The following is an 18,391-nucleotide window of genomic DNA, read 5'->3' as shown; positions in this document are numbered from 1 at the left end:
GACCAACGCTCGCTCGTGAGTGCCGGCGGGAAACGTCCCCCGCGCGGCCGGCGCGACAGCGACGCTCGAGAATCGGCCGCTTGTGACCCAGGCCACAGCGATTCACTCGCATGGCCGACGATCGCCCGTGGCACACTGGCTCTAGTACCAGTAGCAGCGCACTCCGGGGTCGGTGTAATTCCGAACCGGCGGTATAGTCCGCGACCCGTCCGCAGCCAGCGGCCGGTTGACCAGGTGAAATTCCTGGACCGACGGTTAAAGTCCGGATGGGAGGCAGTGCGCGGCGGGCAAGTCACCGGTACGCCGCCGTCGGCGGTCCGTCGGCGTTTTCCTCCCGGGGAGACGTCTCGAACGGGCCGTATCGCCGGCCTCGGCGTCCCCGCGTGTGCTCACCCGCTTCATCTGTCGTATCCCGACAGGCCCCGGAGTCCGTGCCCGATGAGGCAGGAGGACCCGGTGGCGACACACGCCGCGCAGACAGCACACGACCCGAGCGCCCCCATGCGCCGCGCCGTCGAGCTCGCCGCACGCGGCCTCGGATCCACCAGCCCCAACCCCGTCGTCGGCTGCGTCATCACCGACCCCGCGGGCAACGTCGTCGGCGAGGGCTGGCACCACCGGGCCGGCGGGCCCCACGCCGAGGTCCACGCCCTGCGCGAGGCGGGCGGGGCCGCCCGCGGCGCCACCGCCTGGGTCACCCTCGAACCCTGCAACCACACCGGCCGCACCGGCCCCTGCGCCCAGGCTCTCATCGAGGCGGGCGTCAGCCGGGTCGTCTACGCCGTCCCCGACCCGAACCCGCAGGCCAGTGGGGGTGGCGCCACCCTGCGCGCCGCCGGGGTCGAGGCCGTGGCCGGCCTCCTGCGCGAGGAGGCCGAAGAGGGCAACGTCGCCTGGCTGACCTCCGTGCGCGAGGGCCGCCCGTACGTCCTGTGGAAGTACGCCGCGACCCTCGACGGCCGCATCGCCGCGGCCGACGGCACCAGCCGGTGGATCAGCTCCGCCGCCTCCCGCGCCGACGTCCACCGGCTGCGCGCCGAGGCCGACGCCGTCGTCGTCGGCTCCGGCACCCTGCGCGCCGACGACCCGCACCTCGCCGTACGCGGCGTCGACGGCGTCGACCAGCCGCTGCGCGTGGTCCTCGACACCCACGCCACGATCGAGCCGGGCGCCCGCGTCCTCGACGACGCCGCGCCCACCCTGATCGCCGTCGCCGAGGACGCCGACACCCGACACCTGCCCGGGGTCGACCTCCTGCGCCTGCCCCGCGCCGGCCGCGGGCTGAGCGTCGAGGCCCTCCTGGCCGCACTGCACCGGCGCGGGATCCGCTCCGTCCTCCTCGAAGGCGGCCCCACCCTCGCCGGGGCCTTCGTCGCCGCGGGCGCCGTCGACCGCGTCGTCGGCTACCTCGCCCCCGTCCTCCTCGGCGCGGGCCCCACCGCCCTCGCCGACGCCGGGATCACCACGATCACCGACGCGCTGCGCCTGACGATCACCGACAGCGCGCCCGTCGGCACCGACATCCGCATCACCGCAGTACCCGAAGCAGCCGCAGCACCCGCCGAGCCCACCGCGGCCGCGGACCCCGCCCGCCCCACCGTCCTCAAGGAGCACTGAGTGTTCACCGGAATCGTCGAAGAGCTGGGCGAGGTCACCGCCGTCGAGCAGCTCGCCGAAGCCTCCCGCTTCCGCCTGCGCGGCCCCGTCGTCACCGAGGGCGCCAAGCACGGCGACTCGATCGCCGTCAACGGCGTCTGCCTGACCGTGGTGGAGACCGCGGACGGCGAGTTCACCGCCGACGTCATGCAGGAGACCCTCAACCGCTCCAGCCTCGGCGCCCTCGTCCAGGGCTCCCGCGTCAACCTCGAACGCCCCATGGCCCTCGGCGGGCGCCTCGGCGGCCACCTCGTCCAGGGACACGTGGACGGCACCGGCGAGATCCTCTCCCGGACCCCCTCCGAGCACTGGGAGATCGTCCGGATCGCCCTCCCGGAGAACCTCGCAAGGTACGTCGTAGAGAAGGGCTCTATCACTGTGGACGGCGTCAGCCTCACCGTGGTCGAGGCCGCCGCCGACTGGTTCTCCGTGAGCCTGATCCCCACCACCCTGGCGCTGACCACCCTCGGCCTCAAGACGAGCGGTGACCCGGTCAACCTGGAGGTGGACGTCCTCGCCAAGTACGTCGAACGCCTCCTGGCCGCCGGCGTCACCCCGCCGCACGCCGAAGGAGCAGCGCAGTGAGCGCCCTGACCTGGCTGAACACCGAGGCCTTCACGGTCCTCGGCCAGAAGGTCATCTGGTCCGACATGATCGGGAACCTGATGGGCCTCGCCGCCCTCGCCCTCGGCTGGCGCCGCTCCATCTGGACCTGGCCCGCCCAGCTCCTGTCCGGGGTGATCCTCGTCGCCGCCTACGCCTCCGCCCACCTCGCGGGCGGCGTCGGCAAGCAGCTCCTCGTCATCTCCGTCGCCGTCTGGGGCTGGCGCTCCTGGCAGCTCGGCCGGCAGAAGGCGCAGGACGGCACGATCGCCGTCCGCACCGCGAGCAACAAGGAGCGCGGCCTGCTCCTCGCCGGAGCGGCGGTCGGCACCCTCGCCGTCGGCGGGCTGTTCACCCTCTTCCCGCAGCTCTCCTGGAGCCCCTGGGCCGACGCCTACATCTTCGTCGGCACGATCGTCGCGATGGTGGCCCAGGCCCGCGGCCTCGTCGAGTTCTGGTTCGCCTGGCTCCTCGTCGACCTCGTCGGCGTCCCCCTCGCCTTCCAGAGCGGCCTGGCCTTCTCCGGCCTCGTCTACGTCGTCTACTTCGCCCTCGTCCTGTGGGGCGCCTACGACTGGTACCAGCGCTCGCGCACCACCCCCGCCCCGGCCCTCGAAGGAGCAACGGCATGACCACCCTCAAGCCCGTGCCCGACGTCCTCGACACCGATTTCCACGAGGCCTTCCTCCTCGACCCGGTCGAGCAGGCCATCCGCGACATCGCCGCCGGCCGCCCCGTGGTCGTCGTCGACGACGAGGACCGCGAGAACGAGGGAGACCTCGTGATCGCCGCCGAGAAGGCCACGCCCGAGATCATCGCGTTCATGATGAGCGAGTGCCGCGGCCTGATCTGCGCCCCCATGGAGGGCCCCGAGCTGGACCGGCTCGAACTGCCCCAGATGGTCGGCGACAACACCGAGTCGATGCAGACCGCCTTCACCGTCTCCGTGGACGCGAGCGCCGCCCACGGCGTCACCACCGGCATCTCCGCCGCCGACCGGGCCACCACCCTGCGCCTGCTGGCCCAGGCCGCCAGCGAGCCCTCCGACTTCGTGCGCCCCGGCCACGTCTTCCCGCTGCGCGCCAAGCCCGGCGGCGTCCTGGTCCGCAACGGTCACACCGAGGCCGCCGTCGACCTCGCCCGCCTCGCGGGCCTGCGCCCCGCCGGCGCCATCGTGGAGATCGCGGGCGAGGACGGCGTCATGCTGCGCCTGCCCGAGCTGATCCCCTTCGCCCGCAAGCACGGCCTGACGATCATCTCCATCGAGGACCTGATCGCCTACCGCCGCTCCGCCGAGCCGACCGTGCGCCGCGAGGCCGAGGTCACCCTGCCCACCGCCGCCGGCGAGTTCACGGCGTACGGCTTCCGCTCCACCGTCGACGGCGTCGAACACGTCGCCCTCGTCCACGGCGAGATCGGCGACGGGGAGGACGTCCTGGTCCGGATGCACTCCGAGTGCCTGACCGGGGACATCTTCCAGTCCCAGCGCTGCGACTGCGGCCCCCAGCTCCAGGCCTCCATGGCCCGCATCCAGGACGAGGGCCGCGGCGTGGTCGTCTACCTGCGCGGCCACGAGGGCCGCGGCATCGGCCTGCTGTCCAAGCTGCGCGCCTACGAACTCCAGGAGCGCGGTCGCGACACCCTCGACGCCAACCTGGAGCTGGGCCTGCCCGCCGACGCCCGCGACTACGGCGCCGGCGCGCGGATCCTCACCGACCTCGGGGTCCACAGCGTCCGCCTGCTGACCAACAACCCCGACAAGACCGCGGCCCTCGTCCGCCACGGCATCGCCGTCACCGGACGCGAGGCCATGCCCGTCGAGGCCGGCGAGCACAACCTGCGGTACCTGCGCACCAAGCGCGACCGCATGGGCCACGAGCTGCCCTGGCTGGACGCGGCCGTGCCCACGTCCGCCTGCGGCAACCAGTAACACCCGCACCACCCGAACGAACCACGAGAAGTACGCAACGCACCGAGGAGCAGAGCTGTGAGCGGCAAGGGCGCACCCGAACTGAGCGTGAAGAACTGTGGCGACCTCCGGGTCGCCGTCATCGCGGCCCAGTGGCACGAGAAGGTCATGGACGGTCTGGTCGACGGCGCCCTGCGGGCCCTGCACGAACTGGGCATCGACGAACCCACCGTCCTGCGCGTCCCGGGCAGCTTCGAGCTGCCGGTGGTGGCGAAGGTACTCGCCGGTCGCGGTTACGATGCCATCGTCGCCCTCGGAGTGGTCATCCGCGGCGGCACCCCGCACTTCGACTACGTCTGCCAGGGCGTCACCCAGGGCCTGGTACAGGTGTCGATCGACACCGGAGTCCCCGTCGGCTTCGGAGTACTGACCTGCGACAACGACGAGCAGGCGCTGGACCGCGCCGGCCTCGAGGGGTCGAACGAGGACAAGGGGCACGAAGCGGTCACCGCCGCCGTCTCCACCGCCATGACCCTGCGTACCGTCAGCGAACCCTGGCGCTGAGTGGCGACGGGGGACCCCTTATTCTGAGGACCATCATGGCGAACAAACCCTCCAAGAGCTTCGAAGAACTCTTCACCGAGCTCCAGCTCAAGGCCGCCAACGGCGACCCCAGCACGTCCCGCACCGCCGAGCTCGTCTCCAAGGGCGTCCATGCCATCGGCAAGAAGGTCGTCGAGGAGGCCGCCGAGGTCTGGATGGCCGCCGAGTACGAGGGCAAGGAAGCCGCCGCCGAGGAGATCTCCCAGCTGCTCTACCACGTCCAGGTGATGATGGTGGCGCGCGGGATCTCCCTCGACGACGTCTACGCGCACCTCTAGGCCGGAGCACCCACCGCGGGCCCCCCGCCCGTCCACCCGTCTTTTCCCTACGCACCCGAGGAAGATCCATGCTGCGCATCGCCGTCCCCAACAAGGGTTCACTCTCCGGACCGGCGTCGGCGATGCTCCATGAGGCCGGGTACCGCCAGCGCAAGGAATCCAAGGAACTCGTCACCGTCGACCCGGACAACGAGGTCGAGTTCTTCTACCTCCGCCCGAAGGACATCGCGATCTACGTCGCCTCGGGCAAGCTCGACATCGGCATCACCGGCCGCGACCTGCTGCTGGACTCCGGGGCCAACGCCGAGGAGATCCTGCCGCTGAACTTCGGCCGGTCCACCTTCCGCTACGCCACCAAGCCCGGCACCGCGAAGGGCCCCGAGGACTTCGGCGGGATGACGATCGCGACCTCGTACGAGGGAATCGTCGCCAAGCACCTCGCCGACCTCGGCGTCGACGCCTCCGTCGTCCACCTGGACGGCGCCGTCGAGACCGCCATCGAACTCGGCGTCGCGCAGATCATCGCCGACGTCGTCGAGACCGGCACCAGCCTGCGCAACGCCGGCCTGGAGGTCATCGGCGAGCCCATCCTCAAGTCCGAGGCCACCGTCATCCGCCGCGTCGGCGCCGACACCGACGACCCCAAGGTCGGGCAGTTCCTGCGCCGCCTCCAGGGCGTCCTGGTCGCCCGGAGCTACGTGATGATGGACTACGACTGCCGCGCCGAGCACCTGGAGCGCGCGGTCGCCCTCACCCCGGGCCTGGAGTCGCCGACGGTCTCCCCGCTCCACAACGAGGGTTGGGTCGCCGTCCGTGCCATGGTCCCCGCCAAGGACGCCCAGCGGATCATGGACGACCTGTACGAGCTCGGCGCGCGCGCGATCCTCACCACCTCGATCCACGCCTGCCGCCTCTGACCGGTACGCGGCCCCCGCCCCGTACGCCCAGCCCACCCGCAGAAGGCATCACCAGCACCATGAGCCAGCCCGTCGCACAGCCCGCGCCCCCCGCCCTGCCGGTCACCTTCCGGCCGACCCGCACGCGGGCGGTGCTGCTGAGCGTCGGGTTCGCCATGTTCGCCACCATCACGGCCGTCGCCCTGATGCTGGAGCGGCTCAGCACCGGCGAGCGGATCAGCTTCGTCTTCACCGCCGCCCTGATGAGCTCCGTCCTCGTCCTGCTCAGCCGCCCCAAGGTGGTCGCGGACGAGGCCGGGGTCACCGTGGTCAACCTCACCACCACCCGTCGTCTGGCGTGGGCTCAGATCCTGCGCGTCAACCTCCGCCCCGGCGACCCCTGGGTCTTCCTCGACCTCAGCGACGGCACCAGCCTGCCCGTCCTCGGCATCCAGCCGGGCGTGGCCCGGGCCCAGGCCATCGGCGACGCCCGCGCCCTGCGCGCCCTGGCCGAGACCCGGGGGACCGGCGCCGACGACTGAGCGCCGTCGACCTCGTGGCTGCGTCCCATTGCGGCCGCGACCTCAATGACTACCCTGGTGGCGGGGCGCAACAGCGCGCCCTCCCACCCGCCCCGGGTTCCCGTGGCCCGTGGGCACCTGCGACCAGAGGAGTGACTCCCTCCAGCAATGGACGGATCGTCCGGTAGTACCCGCGCCGCCCTCCCCGCGGAGGCGGCGGCATGACCATCCCGCTACTCCTGCTCCTGGCGGCCTTCGCCCTGATCCTCGCCAACGGTTTCTTCGTGGCGGCCGAGTTCGGCCTCGTCACGGTGGAGAGACCCGAGGCCGAACGCGCGGCCGCCGAAGGCGACCGCCGCGCCCGTACGGTCGTCAAGGCCCTGCGCGAGCTGTCGTTCCAGCTGTCCGGAACCCAGCTCGGCATCACCATCACCTCACTCGTCGTCGGCATGCTGGCCGAACCGGCCCTCGCCGCCCTGCTGTCCGGGCCGCTCACCGCGACCGGCCTGCCCCGGGGCGCCGTCCCCGGCGTGGCCGTCGTCATCGGCATGCTGCTCGCCTCCGCCGTCCAGATGGTCGTCGGCGAGCTCGTCCCGAAGAACTGGGCGATCTCCCGGCCGCTCCAGGTGGCCCGCTTCGTCGCCGGCCCGCAGACCCTCTTCTCGCGGGCCCTGCGGCCCGTGATCGCCGGCCTCAACTCCGTCGCGAACCGGCTCGTACGGGCGCTCGGCGTCGAGCCCACCGAGGAGATGGCCTCCGCCCGCACCCCCGGCGAACTGGTCTCCCTGGTCCGCCATTCGGCCCAGGCCGGAGCCCTCGAACAGGACACCGCCGACCTCTTCGTACGGACCCTGTCGCTCGGCGAACTCACCGCCCAGCACGTGATGACCCCCCGGGTGAAGGTCAGCGCCCTCCAGCACACCGCCACCGCGGCCGACGTGCTGAACCTGACCCGCGCCACGGGCCTGTCCCGCTTCCCGGTCTACCGCGAGCGCATCGACGAGGTCACCGGCGTCGTCCACCTCAAGGACGCCCTCGCCGTGCCCGAGCCCGAGCGCTCCCGCACCACCGTCGGCCGGATCTGCGTCGCCCCCCTGCTGGTGCCCGGCTCCCTGCCGGTGCAGCCGCTGCTGGAACGGTTGCGCAGCGAGCAGCCCATGGCGGTGGTGGTCGACGAGTACGGCGGCACCGCCGGCGTGGTCACCCTGGAGGACATCGTGGAGGAACTCGTTGGCGAGGTCCGCGACGAGCACGACCTCGCCGAGGACGACAGCCCCGAACTGACCGCCGTGCCCGCCGAGGACGGCCGCCCCTCCTGGGAGGCCGACGGCAGCTGCCGCGTGCACACCCTGCGGCGCATAGGCCTGGAGGTGCCCGAGGGCCCCTACGAGACCGTCGCGGGCCTCGTCGCCGACCTGCTGGGCCGCATCCCGGCCCCCGGCGACCGGGCCGAACTGCCCGGCTGGAGGGTCTCCGTCCGCCGCGTCGGCCGCAACCGCGCCGAACGCGTCCGGCTCGTCCGGCTGACGACCGTACCCGCCGCGGGGACCCCCGCGACCGGGACCGCGACGGCCGGGGCCGCGCGCGCCGGCGTCCGCGTCGACGCCGGCCTCCCCGTACCGACCGGACCCGGCCGGCAGGCCGACCCGAGCGCCCCGAGGGACCGGGCGGCGGCCACGGACCGGACGGCCGCGGCCCAACTGGAAGGCGCCGGCCGATGAACGCCCTCCAACTGCTCTTCGCCCTGCTCCTGGTCCTGGCCAACGGATTCTTCGTCGGCGCCGAGTTCGCCCTCGTCTCCGTACGCCGCAGCCAGATCGAGCCGCTGGCCGCCGAGTCCAAGCGGGCCCGCCAGGTGCTGTACGGCCTGGAGAACCTGCCCCGCATGATGGCCGCCGCCCAGTTCGGCATCACCGTCTGCTCGCTCACCCTGGGCGCGGTCGCCGAGCCCACCGTGGCCCGGCTGTTGGAGCCCGTCTTCCACGCCGTCCACGTCCCGCAGGGCCTGATCCACCCCCTCGGCTACGCGCTCGCGCTCGCCGCGGTGATCTTCCTGCACCTGGTCATCGGCGAGATGGTCCCGAAGAACCTCGCCATGGCCGCTCCCGAGCGGACCGCCCTGTGGTTCAGCCCCGGACTGGTCGCCTTCGCCCGCGTGTGCGGGCCGGTGACGACCGCGCTCGGCGCCTGCGCCGCCCTGGTGCTGCGCCTGTTCAAGGTGGAGCCCAAGGACGAGGTCGAGGCCGTCTACACCAGCGCCCAGCTCGGCCGGCTCGTCGAGGACTCCCGGCAGGCCGGACTCCTCGAACCGGTGGAGCAGGAACGCCTGGAGGACGCCCTCGAACTGGGCAGCCGCCCCGTCACCGACGTCCTGCTGTCCCCGGGGCGACTGGTCACCGTCGGCCCCGCCGTCACCCCCCGCCAGATCGAGCAGCTGACGGTGCGCACCGGCTACTCGCGCTTCCCCGTCCGCTCCGACGGAGGCGCCTTCATGGGCTACCTCCACGTCAAGGACGTCCTCGACCTGGACGACCGCGAACGGGCCGTCCCGCAGCGGGTCTGGCGCCGCATGACCACCCTGTGCTCCACGCTCCCGCTGGACGACGCGCTGAGCGTCATGCGGCGCGACGCCACCCACCTGGCCCAGGTCGCCGACCCGGCCGGGCGGGTGCTGGGGCTGGTCGCCCTGGAGGACGTCCTGGAGATGCTGGTCGGCGAGGTCCGCGACCCCGCCCACCGGGTACCGGCCAGACGGCCCGTGAGGAGCCCCGAGGAGGTCCTCACGCGCTGACCCCCGCGCCGCCGGCGGCTTGCCGCCGCGGCCGGTGGAACCGGGTCGGACCGACGACGGAGCCGCCGCCCCCGCTCACAGGAGCGGCGGCTCCTGGCGTTCCTGCGGGCCCCGCCCGGACAGCACCTCTCCGTACGCCTGCATCAGGTCGGCCAGCCGCAGCGTCGCCAGGTCCTCCCGGGAGGGCTCGCCGGCGAAGCCGGACAGCCGCAGGTCCCGGTAGGCGCAGCTCTTCTCGTACAGGGTCCGCAGGAAGCGGCCGTTGCCCAGCTCGTCGATCCAGCCCTGCTCGACGACGTGTCCGCTGATGCTGCGCAGCTCCTCGAGGGCCTCCTCGTCCCAGTGGTCGCCGTTCGTGTCGGCCAGTACCTCGCCGATCGCGGTCAGTTCCGCCGGCCGGTAGCTCGGGAAGTCCACCCGCGTCGTGAATCGGGAGGACAGCCCCGGATTGGTCGCCAGCAGCCGGTCCATGCCCGCCGGGTACCCCGCCAGGATCACCACCAGGTGGTCCCGGTTGTCCTCGGCGCGCTTGAGCAGCACCTGGAGAGCCTCGTCGCCGTACGCGTCGCCCTTGCTGTAGCCGGAGTTGGACAGGCTGTACGCCTCGTCCACGAACAGCACCCCGCCGATCGCGGAGTCGATCAGCTCGTTCGCCTTCACCGCGGTCTGCCCGAGGAACTCGCCCACCAGGTCGGCCCGTTGCGCCTCCACCAGATGGTCCCCGCCCAGCAGCCCCAACGCGTAGAACACCCGCCCCAGGATCCGCGCCACCGTGGTCTTCCCGGTGCCCGAGGGCCCCGAGAAGACGAAGTGCCGCTTCGGCGGCTGCACCGGGAGCCCCTGCGCCGCGCGGAGCCGGGCCATGTGCAGCTGCGCGGAGAGGGCCTTCACCTGCCGCTTCACCGGCTCCAGCCCCACCATCCGCTCCAGCTCCGCCAGTGCCTCGGCCAGCGCCAGCGGATCGGAGGGCCCGGGGGGCAGCCCGGTCGGGGCGCCCTGCGGGGGCACGGCCACCTTGTGCCGTACGCCCGCCGGCCGGCCCGTGCCCGTCGGCGGCCCGAAGCGGGGGTCCGGCGGCTCGCCGGGGGTCGGGGGATCGGCCTCCGCCTGCGCGTCCGGCGCCAGGTCCGGGATCGGCCCGCCGCCGTCCAGGGCGGCCACCGCGGTGAAGTCCCCGCCCACCGGGGACAGGCCGTGCCCGGCGAAGCCCTCGACGAGGTGCCCGCCGTGTCCGGCGTGACCGGCCAGGTCCGCCATCCCGTCGCCGTCGTCGCTGTCCTCGATGGCCGTGAGCCGGGCCGCCGTGTCCATGAACGCCGGGTCCACCCGGTGCACCGCCCGGTACAGCGGCAGCGCGGCGGCGCTGCGCCCGGTGCCCTCGCGCGCCCGGGCCAGCCAGTACCGCAGCTCCTTGCGCTGGGGCTGCTCGCTGCGACAGCGCATCAGCGCCGCCGACAGCATCGGCTCCGCCTGCCCGAACATCTCCAGGCGCACCCGCGCCATCCCGCCGAAGAGCCCGGCCTCGATGCCGAGCACGGGATCGTCGACGAGGGGTTCGGTGTGGCGTACGAGCTGTTCCCAGTCCTTGACCAGGTAGGCCCGGCAGGCGTGCAGGAAGCGGACCTGCGGATCGGCGTCCACGGGCGGCAGCGCGGCGAGCGCCTGGTCCAGTTCGGGGACGTGCCGCCCGTCGAGCCAGTGCGAGGCGTGGGCCAGCAGCAGGTCGCGCCGGCTCTCCAGCACCGGCTGCACCCACCAACCCAGCCAGTACCAGGAGTTCAGGGTCCGCCGGTGGCGGGCGCGTTGCTCCCCGAAGCGGTCCCGGTGGGCGTACATGCGCAATAACGCGTTGGTGGTGTCCACGCGCAGCGCGTGCAGGCCCAGCCAGGCGTCGGCCATGGCCGGATCCAGCCTGACGGCCGCGCGGAACTCCTCCTCCGCCTGCGGGTAGGCGCCCATCGTGCAGGCGTCGACCCCGCGCAGCCAGGCGAGTTCGGCCGGGGCGTGGGCGCTGCCCGGCATGCCGAAGTCCATCACATCCCCCACAAGCCTGCCCGAGGTGCGCGGCAACCTCCGCGCGGCGCACGTGAGTTGTCCCGACCGCTGATGAAATCAGGGCTGCATCGTACCTGCGGGGACGCACCTTACCCAGGGTGCGACGGACGCGGTTCGGGCGCGGGCCCCGCCGCGCAGCGTAACGCAGGGTGAGGGGCGGGGGTCGGCGCGACCCGTTCCGGGCCCGCCGCGCGGGGCGTGAGGGCAGAACGAAGCCCCCGATCACGGGGGAACAATCGGGGGCTTCGCGTCCGCGGTGGCCCGTACGGGCCCCGCGTTCAGAACGTACGGCGGTTCCCGGGGCGCGGTCAAGCGCCTCCGCGCGGGCGGCGGCGCCCGCCCGGACCGCCCGGCTCAGGCCTGGGGCAACCCGTCACCCTCGGTGACGGAAGGGCGGGTTTCCGGGGTCGCAGCGGCCCCGGAAGTCCACTCGTATCCCGTACCGCTCTGGTGTACCAAGGCGTCCGCGAAGGGGCGTGAAGGGTCGTCCGCGAAGTGCGCGAGCTCCGCGCGCTCCCATCCGTCCCAGAAGTCGGAGAGTTCGCGACCGTCCCGGTTTCGCCCGCGCCCCCAGGACGTCGTACGGGCCGTCTCCATCCACAGCAGCCGCGCCAGGTACGGCCGCAGCTCCCGCCGCCCGGCGCCGACCCCCTCGACGAGCAGCACGGGCGCGGGCTCCAGGACCCGCTCCGGGCCGAACCGGCGCTCCACCCAGTCGTACGGGGCCCAGCGCGCGCTCCGCCCGGCGGCCAGCGGCGCCACCACCTGCTCGCGCAGCCGCCCCCACCACCCGAACAACTCCTCGTGAGTGGCCACGTCGTCCAGGTGCAGCACCGGAGCCCCGCCGAGCGCCCCGGCGAGCCGGTCCGCGAAGGTGCTCTTCCCCGACCCGGCGTGCCCGTCGATCCCGATCAACCGGACGGGACCGAGCGAGGGGGGCAGCGCGGCGAGCTCGCGCGCGAGGGACTGAAGTGACCGAGGGTGCTCCACCCGGTCAGCGTACGTCCGCCCGTGCGGTAGCCCCCGACACGACCCCTCCGCTTTGCCGTCCCGGGGCGGGGAACTGGAAAGGTGGGCGAACCGCTCCACCGCACGAACCGCATGAACGGTGCGAACGGCACGAACCGGAAGGAAGCCGCGCGACCGCTCCACCCCGCTCCACCGCTCCACCCCGCTCCACCGCTCCACCCCGCACGACCGAACCGACCCCTGGGGGCCACGCCGATGACCGCATCCACACCCCGCCGCGCCCTCCTGGCCATCGCCCTCGCGGTCGCCGGGGCCTCCGCCGTACCCATCGGCGGCCGGGCCTCCGCCGCCCCCGGCCGCGTCCCGGCGCCCGCGCCCGAAGCCGGCGCGCCCACCGTCGACAACCGGTTCTGGTACGCGTACGACCACTGGACGGCCGGCACCCACCGGGGCACCACCGCCATCGGAGGCGGCCGTCCCGGACTGGAGATCGCGACTCCCGCGGGACGCACGGTCTACGCCGACCCCCACACCGGCCGCTCCGCCACCTGGGAGTACGCCGCCTGGACCTCCCCGGTGCACCGCTCGACCGTCCCGGCCACGGAGATCATCGCCTCCTGGAACGCCCGCACCCCCACCGGCACCTGGATCCAGGTCGAGCTGCGCGGCACCTACACCGACGGCACCCGCACCCCCTGGTACGTGATGGCCCGCTGGGCCTCCGGCGACGCCGACATCCGCCGCACCTCGGTCGACGGTCAGGGCGACGGCCGCAGCGCCGTCTGGACCGACAGCCTCTCCCTGGACGCCCAGGCCGCCGCGGGGGGCCTGCGCCTGCGGGACTGGCAACTGCGTCTGACCCTCCACCGCCGGCCGGGCGCCACCGCGGGCCCCACGGTGTGGCTCGCCGGAGCCATGGCCTCGCACGTCCCCGACCGGCGCACCGTCACGGCGTCCACGCCCTCCGGCCGCGCCCACGAGCTGAAGGTCCCGCGCTACTCGCAGGAGGTCCACGCCGGCCGCTACCCCCAGTACGACAACGGGGGAGAGGCCTGGTGCAGCCCCACCTCCTCGCAGATGGTCGTCGAGTACTGGGGCGCCCGGCCCGACCCCGCCGCCCTCGCCTGGGTGGACCGCCGGTACAGCGACCCGCAGGTCTGCCACGCCGCCCGCTCCACCTACGACGCCGCCTACAAGGGCTGCGGCAACTGGCCCTTCAACGCCGCCTACGCCGCCACCTACCCCGGTCTCGCGGGCGTCGTCACCCGGCTGACCTCCCTGGCCGACCTGGAGACCCTGGTCCGCGCGGGAATCCCCGTCATCACCTCCCAGTCCTTCCTGAAGGAGGAGTTGCCCGGAGCCGGCTACGGCACGGCGGGCCACCTGATGACCGTCATCGGCTTCACCGCCGCCGGCGACGTGGTCGTCAACGACCCGAACTCCGCCGACAACACGAAGGTCCGCCGTGTCTACCCGCGCCGCCAGTGGGAGAACGTCTGGCTGCGCACCAAGCGCCTGAACGCCGCCGGGAAGACCGCCTCGGGCAGCGGCGGCGTCTGCTACCTCTACGTCCCGGTCCGCCCGGACGCGGCCCGGACGGCCGCCCTGAGGGCGGTCGGCGTCCTGTGACGCCTTGCGGGCCGTGACGGACGGCGGGGGTCGTACGGGGCGCTCCCCGTACGACCCCCGTGTCCGGTCGGGCGCGGCAGCTCAGCGCTTCGCGCAGGTCTTCCACGAGAAGTGGTAGAGGGTGCTGATGCTGCCGTCGGTGGAGTCCACCGTCACGAAGCTCGTGGTGTTGGCGGTGTCCGACGAACCGCCGTTGACGCGCAGCTCCGTGTTGATGTTGAGGTTCCGCTTCGCCCCGCACGGGTGGTAGACGAGGGCCTCGACCGGCACGCTGTCGGAGACCAGCCAGTTGTTCTGGTACGGGCCGTACAGGGTGTGGCTGCGGGCCGAGGTCTGCGTCATGCCCTGGAAGTAGTACGAGGCCTTGTGCTCCGCGCTCGCGCCGTTCTCCAGGCTGGCGAAGCCCCGGTAGTCGGCCTGGGTGACGGCGAACGTGTAGCCCTGCGGGACGTTCATGCGCAGGCCGAGCTGACAGTTCTTGCGGAAGTCCGTTCCCGCGGTGTCCTTGCCGACCTTCGCCAGGTACTCGCTGTAGGTCACCGTGAAGGCGGTGTTGTCCTCGGAGACGGCGACCGAGGCGCTGCCCGGGCGGCAGCCCGAGCCGTTGACCTGGGCCACGTCGATGGTGATCTTCTCCGGCGGCGCGGCCGACGGGGAGCCGGGCGCGGCGCCGGCGGACGGGCTGAGGGTGGCCGCGGCGAGTACGGCGCCGGCTCCGGCGACGAAGACCGTTCTGAACATGGGGGTCCTTCCGATCGGTGCACTGCCTGATCGGCTCGACACCGTTCCACACCCCCCGCGGCCCGTTCCGCAGGCGCGGCTGTGCCGGTCGCCGGGGTCGGGACACTGCGCCCGGCCGGCCGATTCCGCGGAACGTCGTACGGACGGACCGTCGCACCATCGGACGGTCGGACCGGCCCGGGGAGATCGGGAAAATGCCGTGACCCCGGACGGATTGAAGGATGAAATATGGGCATAAAGGGCATGTAAGGCTTCTCACAGGAGGCAGCCCACCATGACCACCCATCCGAGCATCGAACACCACCCGGACCTCGCCGAGATGCGCACCCGGTTCGAGCGCGTGACCAGCACTCCCGCCGCGCAGACGGTGGAGGCGTTGGGCCTGATCACCGGCCTGTACCTGGCCGTCTCGCCGTGGATCGCGGGCTTCAGCGTGCTGGGTCCGCTGGCCGTCAACAACCTCATCGCCGGCCTGGCCTTCTGCCTGTGCATGGGCGGCCTGGGGTCGGCGTACGAGCGCACCCACGCGATGGCCTGGACGGCTGTCGCGATCGGCGCGTGGACCATCGTCGCCCCCTGGGTCATCGCCGGTGAGATGGACACCACGCGCAGTGTCGTCAGCAACGTCATCACCGGCGCGGTCGCCCTGTGCCTCGGCCTGGCCATGGCGGCCATGGCCGGACGCGAGCGCCGCGCCACCTGACCGGTCCGCCGGTCGGGCGACGACGTACCGCCGGGCGCGGGGGCGCCCGGCACCACGGGCCCCGACGCCTCCCCGACGCGGGAGGCGCAGGGGCCCCGGCGCGTCCGGGCGCCGGGGACGTGACGCTCGCCACCCGTGACGGTCGTCTCTACACGAAAGCCACGAACGCCGGCACATTGGACGGCATGACCACACACACCGCCGCCCTCACCGCCCGCGCCCGCAGCCTCGTCGGCACCGGGGGTCCCAAGGAGGGTTCCTCCTGGTTGGAGCACGTCCTCGGCTGGACCCTCGTGGTCGTCCTCGCGATGCTCGTCACACGGCTCGGCTGGATCTGACCCGCCCCGTCCCCGCAGGTCGCCGCCGTACGCGGTCGACCGCGGACGGGCTCACGAGGCCTCCAGTCGCAGCCCGTCGGTGACGATCACGTCCGAGGTGACGAGCGCCTGCTCGGCGCTGACCCGCGTCATGAAGACGAACGGCGGGATCACCGGCGGAGCCGGCAGGCCGTCCGGGCTGAAGGTGACGCACAGCAGCCCCTCGATGCACCCGCTGAACCGGGTCAGGTACAGGGTCACGTCGCCGCGCAGGTCGAGGGAGCGGGCGCTCAACCCGTACTCCCGTCCACCGTCACGCGTGCGCAGCCGGTAGTCCCGCAGGGACGCCGCCGCCATCCTCAGCACCAACACCCTGCGCGGCCCGTCGACGGTCGGGACCTGGCCGATTCCGGCGAGCGTGAAGCCCTGCGGGGCGAACAGCGACGTGGTGACCGTCGGGGGAGTGCGCGCGGCCGGGAACCCCGGCGCGAACGCGGACGCCGCGGACGCCCCCGCGGGTGGACCCGGGTCGGCCCGGGCCGGTGGCGCGCCGCCGACCAGCGCCGCCAGCAGCACCACGGGCAGTGCGACGGCCAGGGCGTGCGGCCCGCGACCGGCCGGCTCGCCCCGCGCCCTCTCCTTCCCGGCCTCCGTCTCCGCCGCCCCCTCCCCGGCGGTGTCCGCCCCTTCCCCGGCGGTGTCCGCACCCTCCGCTTCCGCCGCACCCTCCGCGTCCGACAGCGGGGTCCAGCCGAAGGCCAGGGCGCCGCCCGCGATCCCGAGCAGCGCGCCCACCAGGAACCCGCCCAGGTTGGTCGCCACGAACGACAGCACCGACAGCAGCATCGCGTGCACCGACACGTACGCCCGCGCCTGCGGCAGGAACCAGAGGAACGCCCCCGCCACGATCAGCGCGGCGCCGATCCCGATGGCCGCGATCCCGCCCAGGCCGAGGCTGACCAGCACGGTCAGCGGGGAGAGCGGGACCAGCAGCAACTCGGCCCCGCCCAGCACGAGCAGCAGCCCGCCCCAGAAGGGCCGGGTGCGCCGCCACCTCCGCAGTCGTTCCCGGCGTCCGCCCCGGGGCCGCCCCGCGGGCGGTCCTAGAAGCACGTGCGCCCGTCCAGGCCGACGCTGAGCCGCATGCCCTTGAGGCGGAAGTTCCCGCCGGTCGCGGACCAGGCGTGCGATTTCACGCCGACGACCTCGATGTTCCCGGCCTGGAGACCGAACTTCCCCGGTTCGCCCCTGATCCCGTCGACCTGGTCGAGGGTGGAGGCGTCCCGGCCGATCTGCGCGGTGCCGAAGGTCGCGTCGCCGTCGAGGTCCTCGCCGTCGATGACGAGGTTGCTCGCGGTCACCGCGCCGGCCGGTCCGCCCGCCGTCAGCTTGAACACCACCTTGCCCAGCGGGGTGTCCACCTCCGCCGCCTGGCAGATGTCGCTGAGCGTGGCCTCGCCGATGCCGAGGAGGGCGACGGGATGCCCCTTGCCGTCGACGGAGCGGTCGGTGTGCACGTAGGAGGCGAGCCCCTTGCTGGTCAGTTTCGAGGAGGAGACCTGGAAGTTCGTCCCCGAGACGGCGAAGGACGCGGCGAGCGCGCCCTGCGCCATGACCACGGCCAGTACGCCGACCGCCGCGACCGCGGGCACCGCCGCGACGGCCGCCCTCCTCCAGCGGACCCGCCCCTCGGGGGCCGCCCTTCCGTCCTTCGTGCCCCGGCCCTCGCCGGTGTCCCTGCCGGTGCCCTGGCCCATGGTGGTGCCTCCCGTACGTCGTCCGGTGCGCGGGGGATGCGCGGAGGAGTAGCGCGAAGCGAGCTCGGCACACAGGTCTGCGATACTGCGGGCATCCTGTGGCAGTTCGAGGCTAGGGCCGGATTTGAATAATAGTCAACAGCGTGGAACGACCGGGCGTTCGCAGGTACGCAGGGCCGAACTCATAGCCATCGGCCGGAAGTTGTTCGCCGACACCTCGTACGACGCCCTCTCCGTGGACGACATCGCGTCCCACGCCGGGGTGGCCAAGGGGCTCATCTACTACTACTTCAAGAGCAAGCGCGGCTATTACCTCGCCATCGTCGAGGACTCGGTCGCCGAACTGGTCGCCCGCGCCGGCGGGGAGCCGGACCTGCCGAACGTCGAGCGGGTGCGCCGCACGATCGACGGCTACCTCCACTACGCCGAGCACCACCAGGCCGCCTACCGCACCATCGTCACCGGCGGCGTCGGATCCGACGCCGAGGTCCTCGCGATCCGCGACGCGGTGCGCGAGGAGTTGGTCGGCGCGATCGCCGAAGGGGCCTACGGGCGCCGCGCGATCCCCGCGCTGGCCCGGCTCGCCCTGGTCGGCTGGCTCTGCGCGGTGGAGGGCGTCACCCTCGACTGGATCGGCTCCGCGGAGGCGGCGGACCGTCCCGGACGGGCCGAGGTGGGGGCCCTTCTGGTGCGGCAGCTGCGGGCCACTCTGGGCGTGATCGAGGAGTTCGTAGCGGAATGTCCCGCTCCGCCCACACTCGAGGAGTCCGCGATCGTCCCGGACGATCATCAGGTTCGACTACCGGTGACGGAAAGCGCCTGATCGGGCATACTCGACCCGCCGCAGCCGCTGTTCGAGCCCTTCCGTGATCCGGGAGGGCAGCATCGGCTGTGAGAGCACCGAGACCCGGCGGCGCGTACCACACCTCACGCGTCGCCGCCGTGCCCGACGAGGGAGGAGAG

19 protein-coding genes and 1 riboswitch are annotated in these 18,391 nt (G+C 73.1%); of the genes, 14 read left to right on the top strand and 5 right to left on the bottom strand.

Annotated elements, in window-relative coordinates:
* Nucleotides 1-154: 154 nt before the first annotated feature.
* Nucleotides 155-284, top strand: a riboswitch (FMN riboswitch).
* A 154-nt stretch (nucleotides 285-438) separates the two neighbouring features.
* The 10 genes from ribD to ACZ6ZI_RS18145 all read left to right on the top strand — a co-directional run bounded on the left by ribD (nucleotide 439) and on the right by ACZ6ZI_RS18145 (nucleotide 9,257).
* Complete coding sequence (gene ribD / locus ACZ6ZI_RS18190) at nucleotides 439-1,617, top strand: bifunctional diaminohydroxyphosphoribosylaminopyrimidine deaminase/5-amino-6-(5-phosphoribosylamino)uracil reductase RibD (RefSeq protein ID WP_469521801.1); 1,179 nt, start codon at nucleotides 439-441, stop codon at nucleotides 1,615-1,617.
* Entirely contained in the window at nucleotides 1,618-2,241 is a 624-nt protein-coding gene (locus ACZ6ZI_RS18185; protein WP_363056070.1) for a riboflavin synthase, read from the top strand.
* Nucleotides 2,238-2,891 (top strand): nicotinamide mononucleotide transporter family protein, encoded by a 654-nt coding sequence (locus ACZ6ZI_RS18180; protein WP_363056069.1) that lies wholly within the window; start codon nucleotides 2,238-2,240, stop codon nucleotides 2,889-2,891. The genes ACZ6ZI_RS18185 and ACZ6ZI_RS18180 overlap by 4 nt, the downstream gene beginning before the upstream one ends.
* Complete coding sequence (locus ACZ6ZI_RS18175) at nucleotides 2,888-4,189, top strand: bifunctional 3,4-dihydroxy-2-butanone-4-phosphate synthase/GTP cyclohydrolase II (protein ID WP_363056068.1); 1,302 nt, start codon at nucleotides 2,888-2,890, stop codon at nucleotides 4,187-4,189. The genes ACZ6ZI_RS18180 and ACZ6ZI_RS18175 overlap by 4 nt, the downstream gene beginning before the upstream one ends.
* A gap of 57 nt (nucleotides 4,190-4,246) precedes the next feature.
* Nucleotides 4,247-4,732: a 6,7-dimethyl-8-ribityllumazine synthase gene (ribH, locus tag ACZ6ZI_RS18170; protein WP_215031692.1), complete on the top strand. Its 486-nt coding sequence runs from the start codon at nucleotides 4,247-4,249 to the stop codon at nucleotides 4,730-4,732.
* Between the two features lie 35 nt (nucleotides 4,733-4,767).
* Nucleotides 4,768-5,049, top strand: coding sequence for a phosphoribosyl-ATP diphosphatase (locus ACZ6ZI_RS18165; protein ID WP_266937995.1), 282 nt, complete (start codon nucleotides 4,768-4,770; stop codon nucleotides 5,047-5,049).
* A gap of 68 nt (nucleotides 5,050-5,117) precedes the next feature.
* Nucleotides 5,118-5,966, top strand: coding sequence for an ATP phosphoribosyltransferase (gene hisG, locus ACZ6ZI_RS18160; RefSeq protein WP_363056067.1), 849 nt, complete (start codon nucleotides 5,118-5,120; stop codon nucleotides 5,964-5,966).
* A 59-nt stretch (nucleotides 5,967-6,025) separates the two neighbouring features.
* Nucleotides 6,026-6,487 (top strand): PH domain-containing protein, encoded by a 462-nt coding sequence (locus tag ACZ6ZI_RS18155; RefSeq protein ID WP_363056066.1) that lies wholly within the window; start codon nucleotides 6,026-6,028, stop codon nucleotides 6,485-6,487.
* Nucleotides 6,488-6,687: 200 nt separating this feature from the next.
* Nucleotides 6,688-8,187, top strand: a complete 1,500-nt coding sequence (locus ACZ6ZI_RS18150) for a hemolysin family protein (protein ID WP_469521795.1) — start codon at nucleotides 6,688-6,690, stop codon at nucleotides 8,185-8,187.
* Nucleotides 8,184-9,257: a hemolysin family protein gene (locus ACZ6ZI_RS18145; protein WP_469521792.1), complete on the top strand. Its 1,074-nt coding sequence runs from the start codon at nucleotides 8,184-8,186 to the stop codon at nucleotides 9,255-9,257. The genes ACZ6ZI_RS18150 and ACZ6ZI_RS18145 overlap by 4 nt, the downstream gene beginning before the upstream one ends.
* Before the next feature lie 75 nt (nucleotides 9,258-9,332).
* Here ACZ6ZI_RS18145 and ACZ6ZI_RS18140 read toward each other — a convergent pair whose 3' ends face one another.
* Both ACZ6ZI_RS18140 and ACZ6ZI_RS18135 read right to left on the bottom strand, forming a co-directional pair.
* A complete protein-coding gene (locus ACZ6ZI_RS18140; RefSeq protein WP_469521790.1) occupies nucleotides 9,333-11,291 on the bottom strand; it encodes an AAA family ATPase in 1,959 nt (652 codons plus the stop codon).
* Between the two features lie 375 nt (nucleotides 11,292-11,666).
* A complete protein-coding gene (locus ACZ6ZI_RS18135; protein ID WP_469521787.1) occupies nucleotides 11,667-12,302 on the bottom strand; it encodes a uridine kinase family protein in 636 nt (211 codons plus the stop codon).
* Nucleotides 12,303-12,536: 234 nt separating this feature from the next.
* Between ACZ6ZI_RS18135 and ACZ6ZI_RS18130 the strand changes: the two genes are divergently transcribed.
* Nucleotides 12,537-13,910 carry a peptidase C39 family protein gene (locus ACZ6ZI_RS18130; RefSeq protein ID WP_469521784.1) on the top strand — a complete coding sequence of 458 codons (1,374 nt, stop codon included), beginning with the start codon at nucleotides 12,537-12,539 and terminating at the stop codon, nucleotides 13,908-13,910.
* A gap of 81 nt (nucleotides 13,911-13,991) precedes the next feature.
* Here the strand turns inward: ACZ6ZI_RS18130 and ACZ6ZI_RS18125 are convergent, their stop codons facing one another.
* Entirely contained in the window at nucleotides 13,992-14,651 is a 660-nt protein-coding gene (locus ACZ6ZI_RS18125) for a DUF4360 domain-containing protein (RefSeq protein ID WP_363056060.1), read from the bottom strand.
* Between the two features lie 274 nt (nucleotides 14,652-14,925).
* On the opposite strand from ACZ6ZI_RS18125, the gene ACZ6ZI_RS18120 reads away from it, so the two are divergent.
* Nucleotides 14,926-15,354, top strand: a complete 429-nt coding sequence (locus ACZ6ZI_RS18120; protein WP_469521782.1) for an SPW repeat protein — start codon at nucleotides 14,926-14,928, stop codon at nucleotides 15,352-15,354.
* Between the two features lie 185 nt (nucleotides 15,355-15,539).
* The gene (locus ACZ6ZI_RS18115; protein ID WP_469521780.1) at nucleotides 15,540-15,692 is read left to right on the top strand and encodes an SCO1431 family membrane protein; all 153 of its coding nucleotides are present in this window, start codon (nucleotides 15,540-15,542) and stop codon (nucleotides 15,690-15,692) included.
* Between the two features lie 51 nt (nucleotides 15,693-15,743).
* Here ACZ6ZI_RS18115 and ACZ6ZI_RS18110 read toward each other — a convergent pair whose 3' ends face one another.
* Both ACZ6ZI_RS18110 and ACZ6ZI_RS18105 read right to left on the bottom strand, forming a co-directional pair.
* The gene (locus ACZ6ZI_RS18110) at nucleotides 15,744-16,784 is read right to left on the bottom strand and encodes a DUF6114 domain-containing protein (RefSeq protein ID WP_469521776.1); all 1,041 of its coding nucleotides are present in this window, start codon (nucleotides 16,782-16,784) and stop codon (nucleotides 15,744-15,746) included.
* A complete protein-coding gene (locus tag ACZ6ZI_RS18105) occupies nucleotides 16,775-17,428 on the bottom strand; it encodes a DUF6230 family protein (protein WP_363056056.1) in 654 nt (217 codons plus the stop codon). Before ACZ6ZI_RS18105 ends, ACZ6ZI_RS18110 begins: the two co-directional genes overlap by 10 nt.
* Before the next feature lie 124 nt (nucleotides 17,429-17,552).
* On the opposite strand from ACZ6ZI_RS18105, the gene ACZ6ZI_RS18100 reads away from it, so the two are divergent.
* On the top strand, nucleotides 17,553-18,251 hold the full coding sequence (locus ACZ6ZI_RS18100; RefSeq protein ID WP_363056055.1) for a TetR/AcrR family transcriptional regulator: 699 nt from the start codon (nucleotides 17,553-17,555) through the stop codon (nucleotides 18,249-18,251).
* Nucleotides 18,252-18,391: the final 140 nt, after the last annotated feature.

The organism is Streptomyces sp. NPDC103540 (assembly GCF_055584445.1).
The sequence above is the reverse complement of the archived record's forward strand: the minus strand, read 5'-3'. Positions and strand labels throughout refer to the sequence as shown.

Coding starts and splice junctions, on each gene's coding strand:
- ACZ6ZI_RS18130 (WP_469521784.1), top strand. CDS start 12,537: ATGACCGCATCCACACCCCGCCGCGCCCTCCTGGCCATCGCCCTCGCG.
- ACZ6ZI_RS18145 (WP_469521792.1), top strand. CDS start 8,184: ATGAACGCCCTCCAACTGCTCTTCGCCCTGCTCCTGGTCCTGGCCAAC.
- ACZ6ZI_RS18155 (WP_363056066.1), top strand. CDS start 6,026: ATGAGCCAGCCCGTCGCACAGCCCGCGCCCCCCGCCCTGCCGGTCACC.
- ribD (WP_469521801.1), top strand. CDS start 439: ATGAGGCAGGAGGACCCGGTGGCGACACACGCCGCGCAGACAGCACAC.
- ACZ6ZI_RS18150 (WP_469521795.1), top strand. CDS start 6,688: ATGACCATCCCGCTACTCCTGCTCCTGGCGGCCTTCGCCCTGATCCTC.
- ACZ6ZI_RS18105 (WP_363056056.1), bottom strand. CDS start 17,428: ATGGGCCAGGGCACCGGCAGGGACACCGGCGAGGGCCGGGGCACGAAG.
- ACZ6ZI_RS18140 (WP_469521790.1), bottom strand. CDS start 11,291: ATGGACTTCGGCATGCCGGGCAGCGCCCACGCCCCGGCCGAACTCGCC.
- ACZ6ZI_RS18120 (WP_469521782.1), top strand. CDS start 14,926: ATGACCACCCATCCGAGCATCGAACACCACCCGGACCTCGCCGAGATG.
- ACZ6ZI_RS18115 (WP_469521780.1), top strand. CDS start 15,540: ATGACCACACACACCGCCGCCCTCACCGCCCGCGCCCGCAGCCTCGTC.
- hisG (WP_363056067.1), top strand. CDS start 5,118: ATGCTGCGCATCGCCGTCCCCAACAAGGGTTCACTCTCCGGACCGGCG.
- ACZ6ZI_RS18125 (WP_363056060.1), bottom strand. CDS start 14,651: ATGTTCAGAACGGTCTTCGTCGCCGGAGCCGGCGCCGTACTCGCCGCG.
- ACZ6ZI_RS18175 (WP_363056068.1), top strand. CDS start 2,888: ATGACCACCCTCAAGCCCGTGCCCGACGTCCTCGACACCGATTTCCAC.
- ACZ6ZI_RS18165 (WP_266937995.1), top strand. CDS start 4,768: ATGGCGAACAAACCCTCCAAGAGCTTCGAAGAACTCTTCACCGAGCTC.